We start from the raw sequence: 15,142 nt of genomic DNA, 5'->3' as shown, positions 1-15,142 counted from the left end.
CGGAGCGGTCGCGGCGCCGCGCCGGTGCCGCGGCCGCGCGTCAGAGATACAGGCCGGTGGAGTCGTCGCCGCCCTTGAGGCGCTCCGAGGCGACGGCGTGCAGATCGCGTTCCCGCATCAGCACGTACGCCACACCCCGCACCTCGACCTCCGCGCGGTCCTCCGGGTCGTACAGCACCCGGTCGCCGACCTCCACCGTCCGCACGTTCTGCCCCACCGCGACGACCTCGGCCCACGCCAGCCGCCGCCCCACGGCGGCGGTCGCCGGGATCAGGATCCCGCCGCCGCTGCGGCGCTCGCCCTCGCCGGCCTCGTGCCGCACCAGGACGCGGTCGTGCAGCATCCGGATGGGCAGTTTGTCGTGCTCACTGTTCGACCTCACGCCCACGACGTTACCGGCGGCGCCGCCACGCCGAGAGACCGGCCACCGTCGCGACGAGCACCACCACGCCGACCGCGACCGGCACGATCCGCTCGGGGCGCGGGGCGCCCTGCTCGGTGACGAACTGCGACCTGGCCCGGCCCACCGCCCGGTTCACAGCGACATAAGCCTGCCCGACGGTATGGTCCACCGCGGAGACGGCCTTGGCCTTCGCGTCCCGCGCGATCGTCACCGGGTGCACGCGGACCGCGAGCTCGTCCAGGGTCTCCGCGAGGCCCTGCCGCCTGCGGGCAATCTCCGCCTCGATCTGAGCGGGCGTCCTGACGTCGTCCGACACCGCGTCTCCTCCATCGCCTGATTAGGTAGCGTTCGGACAGTCTGTCAGTACGACGCGGCCCGCGCCTCGTCGGCACCCCCGTTTGACTGAGGAGCTTTCCCATGGCCGACCGCCTGTCACCCGGCGACCCCGCCCCCGACTTCACCCTCCAGGACGCCGACGGCAACGAGGTGTCCCTGGCCGGCCACCGCGGCCGCAAGGTCATCGTCTACTTCTACCCGGCCGCCATGACCACCGGCTGCACGAAGCAGGCCTGCGACTTCACCGACAACCTCGACCTGCTGGCGACCGCCGGCTACGACGTCCTCGGCATCTCCCCCGACGCGCCGGAGAAGCTCGCCCAGTTCCGCGCGAAGGAATCCCTCCGCGTCACCCTCCTCGCCGACCCCGACCGCGCCACGATCACCGCGTACGGCGCGTACGGCGAGAAGATGAACTACGGCAAGAAGATGATGGGCGTGATCCGCTCCACCGTCATCGTCGACGAACAGGGCGCCATCGAACACGCCTTCTACAACGTGAAGGCCACCGGCCACGTGGCCAAGCTCATCCGCGACCTGGGGGTGTGATCGGGCGTAACCGTGACGGGGGGGCTTCGTTACTCCGTACGAGGGGCACGAACAGGTGCCCGAACGAACGGAGGTCCCCATGCCGGCGAGCCCGTACACACCGGAGCGGCTGAGGGCGGCGGTCGAGTCGTCCCGGACACTGTCCGAGGCCCTGACCAGGCTCGGAGTCGACCCGAAGAACACCTCACGGCGCAAATACCTGCGGGCCCGGCTGGGCTCCCTGGGTATAGCCACCCGGCACCTCGAACGCGAGGGCACGCGCTGGAGCCGCGAGGAACTGGAGGCGGCCGTGGCCGCCTCCACGTCGCTGTACGGGGTCCTACGGTGCCTCGGCCTCGACGAGGTGGGCGGTCAGCACACGCACATCGGCCGCCGGGTGCGGGCGCTCGGCATCAGCACCGCGCATTTCGCCCCGCCCGCCCGCGCGGAAGGAGCGCAAGTGCGCAAGCGGCGCGGGACGTCGGCCGACGAGGTGCTGGTGGAGTTGGAGCCCGGACGGAACAGGCGCGTTCCCGGCAGGCAGCTCAAGCGGGCGCTGGCCGAGATCGGCGTGCACGAGCAGTGCGCGCTGTGCGGCATGGAGCCGTACTGGCAGGGCCGGCCTCTCGCTCTGGAGGTTGACCACAGCGACGGCGACTGGCGCAACAACCGCCGGGAGAATCTGCGCCCGCTCTGCCCCAACTGCCATGCCACGACGGACACCTACCGCAGGCGGCACAGGTGACCCCCGAGAGGCCGTCCGCGGCGAAGCCGTCGCGGGGCCCCGTTCGACGGGCCGTCAGCCCGCCCCGAGCGGAGCGCAGGTGCGGGAGGCCGTCGCCGCTTCGGTCACGATCGCCGCTACGCTCCGCCGCCTCGGCCGGCCTGACAGCGGCAGGCTTCGCAGGCAGTTACGGGAGTGGATGGCCGAGGCAGGGGCCGACAGCTCCCACTTCCTCGGGCAGGGCCACGGGCGCGGCAAGGCAGGACCCTCCCCGGTGCGGGCCGTGGCCGAGATTCTGGTGAAGCACGACGATGGCCGGCGGACGCGGACGGCCTTGTTGCGCCGGTGCCTGAGCGGGCTGGGCGTCGAGGAACTGTGTGCCGGGTGCGGGACGGGTCCGGTGTGGCGCGGAAGACCGATGACGCTGGAGGTCGACCACATCAACGGCGACAGAAGCGACGACCGGCCGGTGAATCTGCGGCTGCTGTGCCCCAACTGCCACGCTGTCACCGGCAGCTGGTCCCGCGGAGCCCGACGGGGGCCGACGGGTTAATCGGAGCGCCCGGGGAGTGAGCACCGGTACGATGGGGCGACCGGCGGCGGTGGCGCAGTGGCGACGCAGCAGACTTAGGATCTGTGGCCCTTGATCGGGCTTGAGGGTTCGAATCCCTTCCGCCGCACCTCGACAGCCTGCGGTTCCCATGCGGGACCGCAGGCTGTCCGTGTGCTCAGCCCAGCAGTTCGGCCACCATCGGTGCCAGCGCGCGGAAGGCCTTGCCGCGGTGGCTGATCGCGTTCTTCTCTGCCGGGGTCAGTTCGGCGCAGGTGCGGGTCTCGCCGTCGGGCTGGAGGATCGGGTCGTAGCCGAAGCCGCCGGTGCCGGTGGGGGTGTGGCGCAGGGTGCCGGTGAGGCGGCCCTCGGCGACGCGGGTGGGGCCGTCGGGGAGGGCGAGGGCGGCGGCGCAGGCGAAGAAGGCGGTGCGGTGGGGGGCGTCGATGTCGCCGAGCTGGGCCAGCAGCAGGGCGAGGTTGGCGGCGTCGTCGCCGTGCCGGCCGGCCCAGCGGGCGGAGAAGATGCCGGGGGCGCCGCCGAGGACGTCGACGCACAGGCCGGAGTCGTCGGCGACGGCGGGCAGTCCGGTGGCCTCGGCGAGGGTGTGGGCCTTGAGCAGGGCGTTCTCGGCGAAGGTGACGCCGGTCTCCTTGACGTCGGGGATCTCGGGGTAGGCGTCGGCGCCCACGAGGTCGACGTCGAGGCCGGTGGCGGTGAGGATCGCCCGGAGTTCGGTGACCTTGTGGGCGTTGCGGGTGGCGAGGACGAGGCGGTGGGTCACTGGAGGGTCGCCTCCAGGGCGGCCTGCTGGGCCGCGGTCAGCTCGGCGCAGCCGCCGACGGCGAGGGAGAGCAGGGCGTCGAGTTCGGCGCGGTCGAAGGGCTGGCCCTCCGCGGTGCCCTGGACCTCGACGAAGCGGCCGTCGCCGGTGCAGACGACGTTCATGTCGGTCTCGGCCTTGACGTCCTCTTCGTAGGCGAGGTCGAGCAGCGGTACGCCGCCGACGATGCCGACGCTGACGGCGGCGACGGTGCCGGTCAGGGGGCGGGACCTGGCCTTGATGAAGTGGTTGTCCTGCATCCAGCTGACGGCGTCGGCGAGCGCGACGTAGGCGCCGGTGATGGCGGCGGTTCGGGTGCCGCCGTCGGCCTGGAGGACGTCGCAGTCCAGCACGACGGTGTTCTCGCCGAGGGCCTTGTAGTCGATGACGGCGCGCAGTGAGCGGCCGATGAGGCGGGAGATCTCGTGAGTGCGGCCGCCGATCTTGCCGCGGACGGACTCGCGGTCGCCGCGGGTGTTGGTGGCGCGCGGCAGCATCGAGTATTCGGCGGTGACCCAGCCTTCGCCGCTGCCCTTGCGCCACCGGGGTACGCCCTGGGTGGCGCTGGCGGTGCACAGGACGCGGGTGTCGCCGAAGGAGACGAGGACCGAGCCTTCCGCGTGCTTGCTCCAGCTGCGCTCGATGGTGACGGGGCGAAGCTGATCCGGCCTACGGCCGTCAAATCGTGACATCCCCCGAGCCTATCCGGGTGACGTACCGCCCACCCCGGCCCCCGGGGAAGGGAGGTGCCCGGGCGGGGCACGACCCGGGGGTGGGGGGCAGGCGGCTACATCATGTCTTCGATGTCCGACGCGATCGGGTCCGCGTCCGTCCCGATGACGACCTGGACCGCGGTGCCCATCTTCACGACGCCATGCGCGCCGGCGGCCTTGAGTGCGACCTCGTCGACGAGGGAGGGGTCGACGACCTCGGTGCGGAGCCGGGTGATGCAGCCCTCGACCTCTTCGATGTTGTCGAGCCCGCCGAGCCCGGCGACGATCTTCTCTGCCTTGGTGGCCATCTGGGTCTCCCTGTGTCTCTGACCCACCACGGGTCCGTAATGTCACGTTAACGCACGGTTGCCCCGCCTTCACGGGCGGTCGACCGCCCGCCGGCCCACCCTGCCGACCACCAGCGCGGGCCGCGGGCTTGGCGGGGTTCGTACGCGGGCGGGCGCCCGGTCTACAGCTCGTAGACCGCGCCCGCCTTCGCCAGTTCCACCGGGCCGTCGAAGGCCGCCTGCGCGTCGCGCAGGTTGGCGGAGGGGCTGGTCCACGGGGGGATGTGGGTCAGGACCAGCCGGGAGACCCCGGCGCGGGCGGCGATCTCGCCGGCCTCGCGGCCGTTGAGGTGCAGCTCGGGGATGTCCTCCTTGCCGGCGGTGAAGGAGGCCTCGCACAGGAAGAGGTCGGCGCCCTGCGCGAGGGCGTCGAGCGCGCCGCAGGGGCCGGTGTCGCCGGAGTAGGCCAGGGCGCGGCCCTGGTAGTCCAGCCGGAAGCCGTAGGCCTCGACGGGGTGGCTGACCCGGTCGGTGGTGACGTCGAAGGGGCCCAGGCGGAAGGTGCCGGGGCGCAGGGTGCGGAAGTCGAAGACCTCGCTCATGCACTTCTCGTCCGGGATGTCGCCGTAGGCGATGTTCAGCCGCTGCTCGGTGCCGGCCGGGCCGTAGACCGGGATCGCGGCGGCCGGGCCGCCGTCGTGCCGGTAGTAGCGGGCGACGAAGTAGCCGCACATGTCGATGCAGTGGTCGGCGTGCAGGTGGCTCAGGACGACCGCGTCCAGGTCGTACAGCCCGACGTGGCGCTGCAGTTCGCCCAGGGCGCCGTTGCCCATGTCGATCAGCAGCCGGAAGCCGTCGGCCTCGACGAGATAGCTCGAGCAAGCCGAGTCCGCGGACGGGAAGGACCCCGAGCAGCCGACGACGGTGAGCTTCATTCCTGGAAACACCTCCGTGGGCGCGCCGCAATCACCCCATTCCTGAAGGGTGGGGGGTGTGGCGGAATGCGGTCCGCCTGTCTTGCGAGGGTAAAGCGCGAGGCGGCGCGCCGGGCCTCCACGGCGCCCCGTTGTGGGCGGAATCACCAGTCCGGGGGGTCTTTTACGTCCCGTACGGCCGCACTTGGCGCTTTGTGCTCGGCTGCCGAACGTATCGTCGAGGTTCTGCCGGGGTAAAGAACCGGCGTTACGCCGGACGGGCGGGCTCTCCCGTCCGGCGCCGTGCGCCCGCCCGCCCGCCCGCTCGGCGCCGGGCCCTGGGGCGCGAGCTGCCGGGCGCGGCGGCCCGGGCCGCAGTCAGGCCCAGAGCTGGCCGTGCAGCGCCTCGACCGCGGCCTCGGTGGTCGGGGCGGTGTATATGCCGGTCGACAGGTACTTCCAGCCGCCGTCGGCGACGACGAAGACCACGTCGGCCCGCTCGCCCGCGCGCTCGGCCTTGGCGGCGACGCCGAGCGCCGCGTGCAGGGCCGCGCCGGTGGAGACGCCGGCGAAGATGCCTTCCTGCTGGAGCAGTTCACGGGTGCGGCGGACCGCGTCCTGGGATCCGACGGAGAAGCGGCTGGTCAGCACGGTCTCGTCGTAGAGCTCGGGCACGAAGCCCTCGTCGAGGTTGCGCAGCCCGTAGACCAGGTCGTCGTAGCGCGGCTCGGCGGCGACGATGGCGACGCCGGGGACCTTCTCGCGCAGGAAGCGGCCGACGCCCATCAGGGTGCCTGTGGTGCCCAGGCCGGCGACGAAGTGGGTGATCGTCGGCAGGTCGGCGAGGATCTCCGGCCCGGTGGTGGTGTAGTGCGCGCCGGCGTTGGCCGGGTTGCCGTACTGGTAGAGCATCACCCAGTCGGGGTGCTCGGCCGCCAGCTCCTTGGCGACCCGCACGGCGGTGTTGGAGCCGCCGGCCGCGGGCGAGGAGATGATCTCCGCGCCCCACATGGTCAGCAGTTCGCGGCGCTCGGAGGAGGTGTTCTCGGGCATCACGCAGACGATGCGGTAGCCCTTGAGCCGGGCGGCCATCGCCAGCGAGATGCCGGTGTTGCCGGAGGTCGGCTCAAGGATGGTGCAGCCGGGGGTGAGCCGCCCGTCGGCCTCGGCCTGCTCGACCATGTGCAGGGCCGGGCGGTCCTTGACCGAGCCGGTGGGGTTGCGGTCCTCCAGCTTCGCCCAGACGCTCACGGCGTCGGACGGTGACAGGCGCGGCAGGCGGACCAGCGGGGTGTTGCCGACCGCCGCCAGCGGGCTGTCGTAGCGCATCAGGCCATGCCCCCGGCGACGGCGGGCAGGATGGTCACACTGTCGCCGTCGGTGAGCTTGGTGGCGATGCCGTCGAGGAAGCGGACGTCCTCGTCGTTGAGGTAGACGTTGACGAAGCGGCGCAGTTCGGCGCCGTCGACGACGCGCTCGCGCAGGCCGGTGTGCCGGGTGTCGAGGTCGGCGAGGAGCTCGTCGAGCGTGCTGCCCGCGCCCTCGACGGACTTCTCGCCGCCGGTGTAGGTGCGGAGGATGGTCGGGATGCGGACCTCGATGGCCATGTCTGCGCTCCAGTGAGTGCGTGGGTGCGGTGCGTGCTGCGGCTCGGTGGCGTGCGGGGTGTGACGGGTGCGGCGGGCTGCGGTGCTGTGCGGGCCGTACGGGGGCTGGCAGCGGCAGGGGGCCCGCGGGGGCGGGCGGTCCTGCCGGTGGTGCGGTCAGGCGCGCGGACAGGCCGCGCTGGTGCGGCGGCACAGGTCGACGTGCAGCCGCGCCACGAGCAGCGAGCCCGGCGCCTTGTCGCTCACGTCGGTGGAAACCATGGGCTCATCGTATCGATTCCCCGAACGGGGCCGAGGCGCGCGTCTCGGTATCCGGGACGTCAGGCGTACGAAGCCACTACTTTGACCGGTTCCTCGGTCACGGCACCGTCCACGATGCGGAACGAGCGGAACTGGAAGTCCTCCGCGGTCGAGACCAGGACGTAGTGCGCGCCCGGTTCGTTGGCGTACGAGATGTCGGTACGCGACGGGTACGCCTCGGTCGCGGTGTGCGAGTGGTAGACGATCACCGGCTCCTCGTCCCGGTCGTCCAGGTCCCGGTAGAGCTTGAGCAGGTCGGTGGAGTCGAACTCGTAGAAGGTCGGCGAGCGGGCCGCGTTCAGCATGGGGACGAACCGCTCTGGCCGGTCGCTGCCCTCCGGCCCCGCCACGACGCCGCAGGCCTCGTCGGGGTGGTCGGCGCGGGCGTGGGCCACGATCGCGTCGTGGAGCTCCTGGGTGATGGTCAGCATGCGGGAAAAGTAACAGGGGCGCCCGCCGCCGCGGCAGGGCGCCACCGTCTCACAGCGCGGGGGCGTCCGGCGCCGGCTGCGGGCCGTCCCGCAGCCCGGTCTCCGGCGCGGGGGGTACGTGCGCGCGGCGGGTGAAGGCGGCGGGGTTGCGCCGCCTGAGCACCCGGTAGCCGGCCGCGAGCGCGGCGAACCACACCGGGACGCCGTACAGCGAGATCCGGGCCTGGCTGTCGGCGCCGATCAGCACCACGACCGCGGCCAGGAAGACCAGCGCCGCCCAGCTGGCCGCGGCGCCGCCGGGCGCGGTGAACCACGCGGTGGCGGCGCGTCCCTCGCGCACCGCGGAGCGGTAGCGGATGTGCGAGGCGAGGATCACGCCCCAGGTCCACACCCCGGCCACCGTGGCGAAGGCGGTGATGTAGGTGAACGCGCCCGCCGGGTCGACGTAGTTGAGCCACACCCCGATGCCCATCACGCCGACCGAGGCGAGGATGCCGGCGGCCGGGGTGCGGCGGCCGGTCAGCCTGCCGAAGACGCGCGGCCCCTGTCCGTTGACGGCCAGGTCGCGCAGCATCCGGCCGGTGGAGTACATCCCGGAGTTGCACGAGGACAGGGCGGCGGACAGCACCACGAAGTTGACGATGCCGGCGCCGAAGGGGATGCCGATCTTCGCGAACGCGGCGACGAACGGGCTGACGCCGGGCCGGAACTCGGTCCAGGACACCACGCAGAGGATCACCGTCAGCGCGCCGACGTAGAACAGCACGATGCGCCACGGCAGGGTGTTGATGGCCTTGGGCAGCGTCTCGCGCGGATTCTGCGCCTCCCCCGCGGTGACGCCGACGAGTTCGACCGCGACGTAGGCGAACATCACGATCTGCAGGGTCAGCAGCGAGCGGCCCAGCCCGTTGGGGAAGAAGCCGCCGTCGTGCCACAGATGGCCGACCGACGCGGTGTCACCGGCCGCGGACAGTCCCAGGGTCAGCACCCCGACGCCGATGAGGATCATCCCCAGGATCGCGGTGACCTTGATCATCGACAGCCAGAACTCGACCTCGCCGAAGAGCTTCACCGAGATCAGGTTGGCCGTGAAGAGCACCACCAGGAAGCCGGCCGCCGCGCTCCACTGCGGCACCTGCGGCCACCAGTACGCCAGATACGTGGCGGCCGCGGTCACCTCGGCCATCCCGGTGACGACCCACATCAGCCAGTACGTCCAGCCGGTGACGTAGCCGGTGAACGGGCCGAGGAACTCGCGGGCGTAGTCGGCGAAGGAGCCGGACACCGGCCGGTAGGTGAGCAGTTCGCCCAGCGCCCGCATGATCGCGAACACCGCGACCCCGGCGACCGCGTACATCAGGATCAGGCTGGGGCCTGCCTGGTGGATGGCGCGGCCGGCGCCGAGGAAGAGCCCGGTGCCGATGGCGCCGCCGATCGCGATCATCTGGATCTGCCGGCTGCCGAGCCCGCGCTCGTAGTCCTCGTCCGTCCCGGCGTGGGGCGTTGCGTCCTTCACGTCCGTCATGCCGGATTCGTACCACGGGGACGCGCTGCCGAAATCCCGGCTGCGCCACCCGAGGGGTGGCGGACACCCGTGGGCCGCCCTACGGGATCAGCGTCTCGACCAGTGACTCCTGGAGGGCGCCGAGCCACAGGTAGGCGACCACCATGGGCTTGCGCTCGTCGTCGTCCGGCAGGTGGTACAGGCCGTTGTCGTCGTCCTCGGTGATGTCCAGATAGGCGCCGATGGTCAGCCGCAGGTCATTGAGGGTGCCCAGCCACTGCCGGGACTCGTCCGGCGTCAGCGCCAGCTTCCCGGCGCCGCGGTCCAGGCAGTGCACCACGGCCAGCGCGTCGTCGCGCTTGCGGGCCCGCAGGTCGTTCTCGGTGAAGCGGCGGAAGTCGGAGGCGTCCGACTGCTCCTCGTAGGCGTCGGGGAACAGCCTGGCGAGCGCCGGGTCCTCCGGCGGTTTGCTGGGGCCCTCGGCGAACAGCTCGGCCAGCGGGTCGTCGTCGGCGTCGGCCGCTCCGGGCCCCGGTCCGACCAGTTCCAGCAACTGCACCACCAGGGAGCGCAGGATGGAGATCTCGCCCTGGTCCAGCACGATGCTGGCGCCGCCGCCCTTGGCCGCCTCGAAGTAGCCCGAACGGGCTCGCCTGCGGGCCATCAGCGGTCCTGCGACAGGGTGGCCCACAGGCCGTAGCCGTGCATGGCCTGCACGTCGCGCTCCATCTCTTCGCGGCTGCCGCTGGAGACCACGGCCCTGCCCTTGTAGTGGACGTCCTGCATGAGTTTGGTGGCCTTGCCCTTCGAGTAGCCGAAGTACGCCTGGAAGACGTACGTCACGTAGCTCATGAGGTTGACCGGGTCGTTGTGCACGAGCGTCACCCACGGAACGTCCGGTTCGGGGACCGCGGACGGCGCTTCGCTCGACTCGGTGCGTTCGGTCTCGACGGGCTCGACTGGGGCGACACTCACAGGTTCCATGCTGCCGCTCTTGTGGGGTCTCGCACAAATGGGCGTGCCCGCACGGGTGTGAGGGCGCGCACAGCGGCGACATCTCGTCACTCTGACGAGATAGGGGGTAGCATCCCGGCCATGAGCACAGCAGAGCTGGGACTGCCGGTGGACGTGCCGTCCACCGCGCTTTTCACCGACCGCTACGAGCTGACCATGCTGCAGGCGGCCCTGCGCAGCGGGGCGGCGGGGCGCCGCTCGGTCTTCGAGGCCTTCACCCGCCGGCTGCCGGAGGGCCGCCGCTACGGCGTCGTCGCCGGCACCGGCCGGGTGCTCGACGCGGTCGAGAACTTCCGCTTCGACGCGCCCGTCCTGGACTTCCTGCGCCGCGAGCACGTCGTCGACGAGGAGACACTCCAATGGCTGAGCGGATACCGCTTCACGGGTGACATCTGGGGCTACCCGGAGGGTGAGGTCTACTTCCCCGGCTCGCCGATCCTGCGGGTGGAGGGCAGCTTCGCCGAGGCGGTCGTGCTGGAGACGGTGATCCTGTCGATCCTCAACCACGACTCGGCCATCGCCGCCGCCGCCTCCCGGATGGCGGTGGCCGCCGCGGGGCGCCCGCTGGTGGAGATGGGCGCCCGGCGCACCCACGAGCTGGCGGCGGTCGCCGCCTCCCGCGCGGCCTTCGTCGGGGGTTTCAGGACCTCCTCCAACCTCGCGGCCGGCTACCGCTACGGCATCCCCACCGTCGGCACCAGCGCCCACGCCTTCACGCTGGTGCACGACACCGAGCGGGACGCCTTCACCGCCCAGGTGGAGTCCCTCGGCCGCGGCACCACCCTGCTGGTCGACACCTACGACGTGGCGACCGCGGTACGGGCCGCGGTGGACATCGCGGGCCCCGAGCTCGGCGCGGTCCGCATCGACTCGGGCGACCTGCTGCTGCTCGCCCACCGGGTGCGCCAGCAACTGGACGACCTCGGCGCGAAGAACACCAGGATCGTGGTCACCTCCGACCTCGACGAGTACGCGATCGCGTCGCTGGCCGCCGCGCCGGTCGACTCCTACGGGGTCGGCACCTCGCTGGTCACCGGCAGCGGCCAGCCGACCTGCTCGATGGTCTACAAGCTGGTCGCCCGTGCGGGTGACGACGGCGAACTGGTGCCGGTGGCGAAGAAGTCGCTGGGCGGCAAGACCAGCATCGGCGGGCGCAAGTGGGCCGCCCGCCGGGTGGACGAGGACGGGGTCGCCGTCGCCGAGGTCGTCGGCAGCGGGCCGGTCCCCGGCGACCTGGCCGACCGGCAGTTGCTGGTCCCGCTGGTGCGCGGCGGTGAGGTCGTCGGGCGCGAACCGCTCGACGCGGCGCGGCTGCGGCACATCGAGGCACGCGCGAGCCTGCCGGTGTCGGCGACCCAGCTCTCCCGGGGCGAGCCGGTGCTCCCCACGGAGGTCCTGTGAGGGCGCGGGGCGCCCGTTGAGGCACCCGCGGGGCCCGGCGGGGCAGAAAGCCGCCCGGCGGCGTGCAAGGCTTCGCGGGCGGGGGAGAATCCCTACGCTCGGCCCACATCAACCGACCCACATCGACCCGCAGCCACCGACCCACACCCACTCATCCGCCGGAAGGGCAAAATGCACCGCGCACTGATCGTCGTCGACGTGCAGAACGATTTCTGCGAGGGGGGCAGTCTCGCGGTGACCGGAGGGGCGGACGTGGCCGCCGCGGTCACGGACCTGATCGGGGAGGCCGCCGGGAACTACCGGCACGTCGTGGCCACCCGCGACCACCACATCGACCCCGGAGACCACTTCTCGGCCGAGCCGGACTTCGTCACCACCTGGCCCGTGCACTGCGTGGCGGGCACCGAGGGCGTCGGGTTCCACCCGAACTTCGCCCCCGCGGTGGCCTCCGGCGCGGTGGACGCCGTCTTCGACAAGGGCGCACACGCGGCCGCGTACAGCGGCTTCGAGGGCCGGGACGAGAACGGCGTGGGGCTCGCGGACTGGCTGCGGCAGCGCGGGGTCGGCGAGGTGGACGTGGTGGGGATCGCCACCGACCACTGCGTGCGGGCCACCGCCCTGGACGCGGCCGGGGAGGGCTTCACGACCCGGGTGCTGGTCGGCCTGACCGCCGGCGTCGGGGCGGAGAGCACGCAGCGCGCGCTCGGCGAGCTGCGCACCGCGGGAGTGGAACTGGTGGAGACCCAGGGCGTCGTCTGAGACGGCGGCCTAGATCCGGTTCAGTGTCGAGATCGGGTGCCAGGGATCGGATGTCCTGGCGTGGTGGTCGCGCCAGATGAGGCCGTCCGGGTGATGCAGCACCGCGGTGATCTCGTCCGGGGTGGGGGGCTCGGCGTTGCCGGTGAGGCGGGTGCCGCGGAAGCCCAGGTTGCTCAGCCGGGTCAGCGCGCGCTGCCGGTTCAGGGCGTGCACCACGACCCTGACCGCGTGCGCCGGCTCGGCAGGGTGAGCCAGCACGAGGGCGACGACCACCGTGCCGCTCGGCAGCTTGACGAAACCTCCGACCGCCATGGTCACATCATCGGCCGTCCGGCCGCCGCCCACCAGCAGGCGACGGCCGAACGCTGCGTTACCGCAGGTCAGACGCCCGATGTCGTCAGCGGTGCGACGGGCCGACCTGGACCGTCATAGTGCTGCCGCTGAGCGGCTCGGCGACGATGCTGATCCGGGTGTTGGTGTCGGGCACCTGCACGCTGCCGTACGGGTTGCTGTCGTACCAGTACGTGCCGTAGTGGTCGTCGAAGATCGGCGAGCCGAGCTTCGCGCCGACCCTGGCGGCGACCCCGTTGTTGTGCAGGGTCAGGCCCTGCGTCGGGTACCAGCTGAAGGTCGAGTCGTAGGCCTGGATGCGGTTGCGCATCAGCGAGCCGTCCGACCACTTCTCCGGCTTGGCGTGGGCGTCGACCGGCAGGATCTCACCGGAGCCCGGGTGCGCGCCGACGTTGTTGTCCGCCTGCGAGGTGTCCCACAGCCACACGAGCAGTCCGTTCTGGTACGGGAAGTGCTCGACCTTCTTGGCCTTGGTGTCCAGCCAGCCGAAGTTGTACGGGCCGGTCTTCAGCGTCTGGTCGAAGCTGACGTACTGCCGGTTCTCGGCGATGTAGAACTCGGGGTAGTCGTTGGTGAAGGACGCGCCGATCCGGGTGAAGCCCTTGGCGGTCCAGCCGTTGTCGTCGGTCTCTGCGCCGTCGCTGACCACGGCCGCGCCGTCGGCGGTCACGGTGATCGCGTCGGCGGTGAAGCCCTTCTGCGCCACGCCGCCGTCGGTGAGGTAGCGGAAGCGCAGCTGGATCTGCTTGCCCGCGTAGGCGTCCAGCGGGAAGGCCAGGTCCTCGTAGGCGCCGCTGGTGCCGGTCAGGGCCGGGGCGTCGCCGCCGTCCCTGGGCAGCGACTTGCCGTTCGCGGTGCCGTCCAGCGCGGTCCAGCTGGCGCCGCCGTCCGCGGAGACCTCGGTGTAGAGGTAGTCGTAGTTCTCCTCGATGTCCCACCACCCCTTGAGGGTGAGCGACGCCGACGACTTGCCCGTGAGGTCCACCGAACGGGTCAGCGTGTTGGACAGGTTGTCACCGCTGCCCGACCACCACTGCTTGCTGCCCTCGGCGGGCGCGGTGATGGAGGTGGTGACGGTCTTGTCCGGCAGCGAGACGATCAGCGCCTGCTTGTCCTTGGTGTTGTACTCGGCGACGCCCAGCTTGGTGGTGGAGCGCGTCGCGGCCTTGGCGGTTCCGTAGTTGAGCCAGCCCAGCTGCAGCTTGTCCCAGGCGTTCATGTCGTCGGGGCGGTCGCCGATGGCGTTCTTGCCGGTGCCCATCCACGAGCCGGACGACATCAGCGTCCAGAAGGCGGTGTTGTTCTCGCCGATGTACGTGGTGTCGTACTCGTCGGGCAGGCCGAGGTCGTGGCCGTACTCGTGCGCGAAGACGCCGAGGCCGCCGTTCTCCGGCTGGAGGGTGTAGTCGCCGACCCAGATGCCGGTGTCGCCGATCTGGGTGCCGCCCGCCTTGTTGGCGGCCGGGCCGGTGCGCCCGGCGTCGGTGCCGTAGGCGTACCAGCGGTGCGCCCACAGCGCGTCGGTGGCCTGCGCGCCGCCGCCGGCCGACTCGTCCTCGCCCGCGTGCACGATCTGGAAGTGGTCGATGTAACCGTCGGGCTCGTTGAAGTTGCCGTCGCCGTCGTAGTCGTAGCGGTCCCACTGGTCGTACTGCGCCAGGTCCGCCTTGATCTGCGCGGAGGTGCGGCCCTGCGCCTGCTGGTCGGCGACGTAGGCGGTGGTGGCGTCGCGGATCAGGTCCCAGGCGCTGGAGCAGATGGTGCTGCCGCAGTAGTTGGAGCCGTAACGGGCCTCGTTCCAGGGCACCTTGACCCAGGCCGAGACCTCACCGTCGACGGAGTAGCGGCCCGAGGACTGCTTCTCGTAGTAGGTGGCCAGCGAGTCCTGACCGGCCTTGTGCGAGAAGTACAGGTCCTTGAAGTGCGCCTGGTTGTAGTCGGCCTGCCAGGCGGTGCTGTTGTCGGTGGCCGGGTCGGGCTTGGCGATGGTGTTGTGCGCCGGGCCCGGGGTGCCGCCGTACTTGGTGACCGGGGCCTCGGGGCCGTCGGGCCCGTCCGGGTCGTAGGTGCTTGTGCTGTCCACCTGGTCGCCGAACTCGGCGAGGATGGTGAAGATCTTGTCGGTCTTCTCCCGGCCCAGCTCGACGTACTTGCTCTTCTTGCCCTTGCCGGAGCCGAGTTGGACGACCTTGGAGGCGCCGATCTGCTGGACCGTCGCCTGCCCGGCGACCACCTGCTGCAGGGCGGCTGAGCGCTCGGCCGACTGCTGCTTGCTGAACGGGCCCGGCAGGTCGTGCGCCTGGCTGTCCGCCGGGTCGTGCGTCGAAGCCGCAGGTACGGTGCCGGTTGCCGGCGCCGCCGCGCCCGCCGCCGCGGCGGTGGGCAGCACGCCCAGGACGGCGATTGCCAGGGCCAGGGCGGCGGGTTGGGTGATCCTCCGCTGATATTTCAAGATTACTTGACCTCCCCTTGGGAAAGGCCATTGCACCGGAGTGGC

At 71.6% G+C, this 15,142-nt stretch carries 20 protein-coding genes and 1 tRNA gene; 6 read left to right on the top strand and 15 right to left on the bottom strand.

All coding sequences use genetic code 11. The features are described from left to right. Positions 1–40: 40 nt before the first annotated feature. The gene (locus OG702_RS23860) at positions 41–343 is read right to left on the bottom strand and encodes a GroES family chaperonin (protein ID WP_327293340.1); all 303 of its coding nucleotides are present in this window, start codon (positions 341–343) and stop codon (positions 41–43) included. 49 nt (positions 344–392) lie between these two features. After that, positions 393–719 carry a DUF3618 domain-containing protein gene (locus tag OG702_RS23855; protein WP_327290974.1) on the bottom strand — a complete coding sequence of 109 codons (327 nt, stop codon included), beginning with the start codon at positions 717–719 and terminating at the stop codon, positions 393–395. A gap of 101 nt (positions 720–820) precedes the next feature. On the opposite strand from OG702_RS23855, the gene bcp reads away from it, so the two are divergent. The 4 genes from bcp to OG702_RS23835 all read left to right on the top strand — a co-directional run bounded on the left by bcp (position 821) and on the right by OG702_RS23835 (position 2,671). Next, positions 821–1,288, top strand: a complete 468-nt coding sequence (gene bcp / locus OG702_RS23850) for a thioredoxin-dependent thiol peroxidase (RefSeq protein ID WP_327290973.1) — start codon at positions 821–823, stop codon at positions 1,286–1,288. 79 nt (positions 1,289–1,367) lie between these two features. Then, positions 1,368–2,012, top strand: a complete 645-nt coding sequence (locus OG702_RS23845; RefSeq protein ID WP_327290972.1) for an HNH endonuclease signature motif containing protein — start codon at positions 1,368–1,370, stop codon at positions 2,010–2,012. Beyond that, complete coding sequence (locus OG702_RS23840; RefSeq protein WP_327290971.1) at positions 1,975–2,544, top strand: HNH endonuclease signature motif containing protein; 570 nt, start codon at positions 1,975–1,977, stop codon at positions 2,542–2,544. The genes OG702_RS23845 and OG702_RS23840 overlap by 38 nt, the downstream gene beginning before the upstream one ends. A gap of 43 nt (positions 2,545–2,587) precedes the next feature. Continuing rightward, positions 2,588–2,671: transfer RNA gene (locus OG702_RS23835), tRNA-Leu, on the top strand. 48 nt (positions 2,672–2,719) lie between these two features. Here OG702_RS23835 and rdgB read toward each other — a convergent pair. The 11 genes from rdgB to clpS form a co-directional block, all read right to left on the bottom strand. Further along, complete coding sequence (gene rdgB / locus OG702_RS23830) at positions 2,720–3,325, bottom strand: RdgB/HAM1 family non-canonical purine NTP pyrophosphatase (RefSeq protein WP_327290970.1); 606 nt, start codon at positions 3,323–3,325, stop codon at positions 2,720–2,722. Continuing rightward, entirely contained in the window at positions 3,322–4,056 is a 735-nt protein-coding gene (gene rph, locus OG702_RS23825; RefSeq protein WP_327290969.1) for a ribonuclease PH, read from the bottom strand. Before rph ends, rdgB begins: the two co-directional genes overlap by 4 nt. Positions 4,057–4,151: 95 nt before the next feature. Beyond that, entirely contained in the window at positions 4,152–4,385 is a 234-nt protein-coding gene (locus OG702_RS23820; RefSeq protein ID WP_327290968.1) for a PTS glucose/sucrose transporter subunit IIB, read from the bottom strand. A gap of 161 nt (positions 4,386–4,546) precedes the next feature. Then, positions 4,547–5,299 (bottom strand): MBL fold metallo-hydrolase, encoded by a 753-nt coding sequence (locus tag OG702_RS23815; protein ID WP_327290967.1) that lies wholly within the window; start codon positions 5,297–5,299, stop codon positions 4,547–4,549. Positions 5,300–5,656: 357 nt separating this feature from the next. Then, positions 5,657–6,607 carry a PLP-dependent cysteine synthase family protein gene (locus tag OG702_RS23810; RefSeq protein WP_327290966.1) on the bottom strand — a complete coding sequence of 317 codons (951 nt, stop codon included), beginning with the start codon at positions 6,605–6,607 and terminating at the stop codon, positions 5,657–5,659. Continuing rightward, positions 6,607–6,885, bottom strand: a complete 279-nt coding sequence (locus OG702_RS23805; protein WP_327290965.1) for a MoaD/ThiS family protein — start codon at positions 6,883–6,885, stop codon at positions 6,607–6,609. The genes OG702_RS23810 and OG702_RS23805 overlap by 1 nt, the downstream gene beginning before the upstream one ends. Before the next feature lie 156 nt (positions 6,886–7,041). Beyond that, positions 7,042–7,146: a putative leader peptide gene (locus tag OG702_RS23800; RefSeq protein ID WP_327290964.1), complete on the bottom strand. Its 105-nt coding sequence runs from the start codon at positions 7,144–7,146 to the stop codon at positions 7,042–7,044. A gap of 59 nt (positions 7,147–7,205) precedes the next feature. Beyond that, positions 7,206–7,616, bottom strand: coding sequence for a M67 family metallopeptidase (locus tag OG702_RS23795; protein ID WP_327290963.1), 411 nt, complete (start codon positions 7,614–7,616; stop codon positions 7,206–7,208). 49 nt (positions 7,617–7,665) lie between these two features. Continuing rightward, positions 7,666–9,141 (bottom strand): amino acid permease, encoded by a 1,476-nt coding sequence (locus OG702_RS23790; RefSeq protein WP_327290962.1) that lies wholly within the window; start codon positions 9,139–9,141, stop codon positions 7,666–7,668. A gap of 79 nt (positions 9,142–9,220) precedes the next feature. Next, positions 9,221–9,784, bottom strand: a complete 564-nt coding sequence (locus OG702_RS23785) for a DUF2017 domain-containing protein (RefSeq protein ID WP_327290961.1) — start codon at positions 9,782–9,784, stop codon at positions 9,221–9,223. After that, on the bottom strand, positions 9,784–10,104 hold the full coding sequence (gene clpS, locus OG702_RS23780; protein WP_327290960.1) for an ATP-dependent Clp protease adapter ClpS: 321 nt from the start codon (positions 10,102–10,104) through the stop codon (positions 9,784–9,786). Before clpS ends, OG702_RS23785 begins: the two co-directional genes overlap by 1 nt. A gap of 111 nt (positions 10,105–10,215) precedes the next feature. Here clpS and OG702_RS23775 point away from each other — a divergent pair, with 111 nt between their 5' ends. Both OG702_RS23775 and OG702_RS23770 read left to right on the top strand, forming a co-directional pair. Beyond that, a complete protein-coding gene (locus OG702_RS23775; RefSeq protein WP_327290959.1) occupies positions 10,216–11,535 on the top strand; it encodes a nicotinate phosphoribosyltransferase in 1,320 nt (439 codons plus the stop codon). A 171-nt stretch (positions 11,536–11,706) separates the two neighbouring features. Further along, positions 11,707–12,294, top strand: a complete 588-nt coding sequence (locus OG702_RS23770) for an isochorismatase family protein (RefSeq protein ID WP_327290958.1) — start codon at positions 11,707–11,709, stop codon at positions 12,292–12,294. 9 nt (positions 12,295–12,303) lie between these two features. On the opposite strand, the gene OG702_RS23765 is transcribed toward OG702_RS23770, so the two are convergent. Both OG702_RS23765 and OG702_RS23760 read right to left on the bottom strand, forming a co-directional pair. Beyond that, entirely contained in the window at positions 12,304–12,606 is a 303-nt protein-coding gene (locus tag OG702_RS23765) for a hypothetical protein (RefSeq protein ID WP_327290957.1), read from the bottom strand. 85 nt (positions 12,607–12,691) lie between these two features. Next, positions 12,692–15,097, bottom strand: a complete 2,406-nt coding sequence (locus tag OG702_RS23760; protein ID WP_327290955.1) for an immune inhibitor A domain-containing protein — start codon at positions 15,095–15,097, stop codon at positions 12,692–12,694. Positions 15,098–15,142: the final 45 nt, after the last annotated feature.

This window comes from Streptomyces sp. NBC_01198 (assembly GCF_036010485.1).
Lineage (GTDB): Bacteria > Actinomycetota > Actinomycetes > Streptomycetales > Streptomycetaceae > Actinacidiphila.
The sequence above is the reverse complement of the archived record's forward strand: the minus strand, read 5'-3'. Positions and strand labels throughout refer to the sequence as shown.

Excerpts from the sequence above, each read along its gene's own strand:
- OG702_RS23790 (WP_327290962.1), bottom strand. The coding sequence starts at position 9,141 with ATGACGGACGTGAAGGACGCAACGCCCCACGCCGGGACGGACGAGGAC.
- OG702_RS23775 (WP_327290959.1), top strand. The coding sequence starts at position 10,216 with ATGAGCACAGCAGAGCTGGGACTGCCGGTGGACGTGCCGTCCACCGCG.
- OG702_RS23800 (WP_327290964.1), bottom strand. The coding sequence starts at position 7,146 with ATGGTTTCCACCGACGTGAGCGACAAGGCGCCGGGCTCGCTGCTCGTG.
- OG702_RS23765 (WP_327290957.1), bottom strand. The coding sequence starts at position 12,606 with ATGGCGGTCGGAGGTTTCGTCAAGCTGCCGAGCGGCACGGTGGTCGTC.
- OG702_RS23770 (WP_327290958.1), top strand. The coding sequence starts at position 11,707 with ATGCACCGCGCACTGATCGTCGTCGACGTGCAGAACGATTTCTGCGAG.
- OG702_RS23860 (WP_327293340.1), bottom strand. The coding sequence starts at position 343 with ATGCTGCACGACCGCGTCCTGGTGCGGCACGAGGCCGGCGAGGGCGAG.
- OG702_RS23820 (WP_327290968.1), bottom strand. The coding sequence starts at position 4,385 with ATGGCCACCAAGGCAGAGAAGATCGTCGCCGGGCTCGGCGGGCTCGAC.
- OG702_RS23805 (WP_327290965.1), bottom strand. The coding sequence starts at position 6,885 with ATGGCCATCGAGGTCCGCATCCCGACCATCCTCCGCACCTACACCGGC.
- bcp (WP_327290973.1), top strand. The coding sequence starts at position 821 with ATGGCCGACCGCCTGTCACCCGGCGACCCCGCCCCCGACTTCACCCTC.
- OG702_RS23785 (WP_327290961.1), bottom strand. The coding sequence starts at position 9,784 with ATGGCCCGCAGGCGAGCCCGTTCGGGCTACTTCGAGGCGGCCAAGGGC.
- OG702_RS23840 (WP_327290971.1), top strand. The coding sequence starts at position 1,975 with ATGCCACGACGGACACCTACCGCAGGCGGCACAGGTGACCCCCGAGAG.
- OG702_RS23845 (WP_327290972.1), top strand. The coding sequence starts at position 1,368 with ATGCCGGCGAGCCCGTACACACCGGAGCGGCTGAGGGCGGCGGTCGAG.
- OG702_RS23795 (WP_327290963.1), bottom strand. The coding sequence starts at position 7,616 with ATGCTGACCATCACCCAGGAGCTCCACGACGCGATCGTGGCCCACGCC.
- clpS (WP_327290960.1), bottom strand. The coding sequence starts at position 10,104 with ATGGAACCTGTGAGTGTCGCCCCAGTCGAGCCCGTCGAGACCGAACGC.
- OG702_RS23815 (WP_327290967.1), bottom strand. The coding sequence starts at position 5,299 with ATGAAGCTCACCGTCGTCGGCTGCTCGGGGTCCTTCCCGTCCGCGGAC.
- rph (WP_327290969.1), bottom strand. The coding sequence starts at position 4,056 with ATGTCACGATTTGACGGCCGTAGGCCGGATCAGCTTCGCCCCGTCACC.
- OG702_RS23810 (WP_327290966.1), bottom strand. The coding sequence starts at position 6,607 with ATGCGCTACGACAGCCCGCTGGCGGCGGTCGGCAACACCCCGCTGGTC.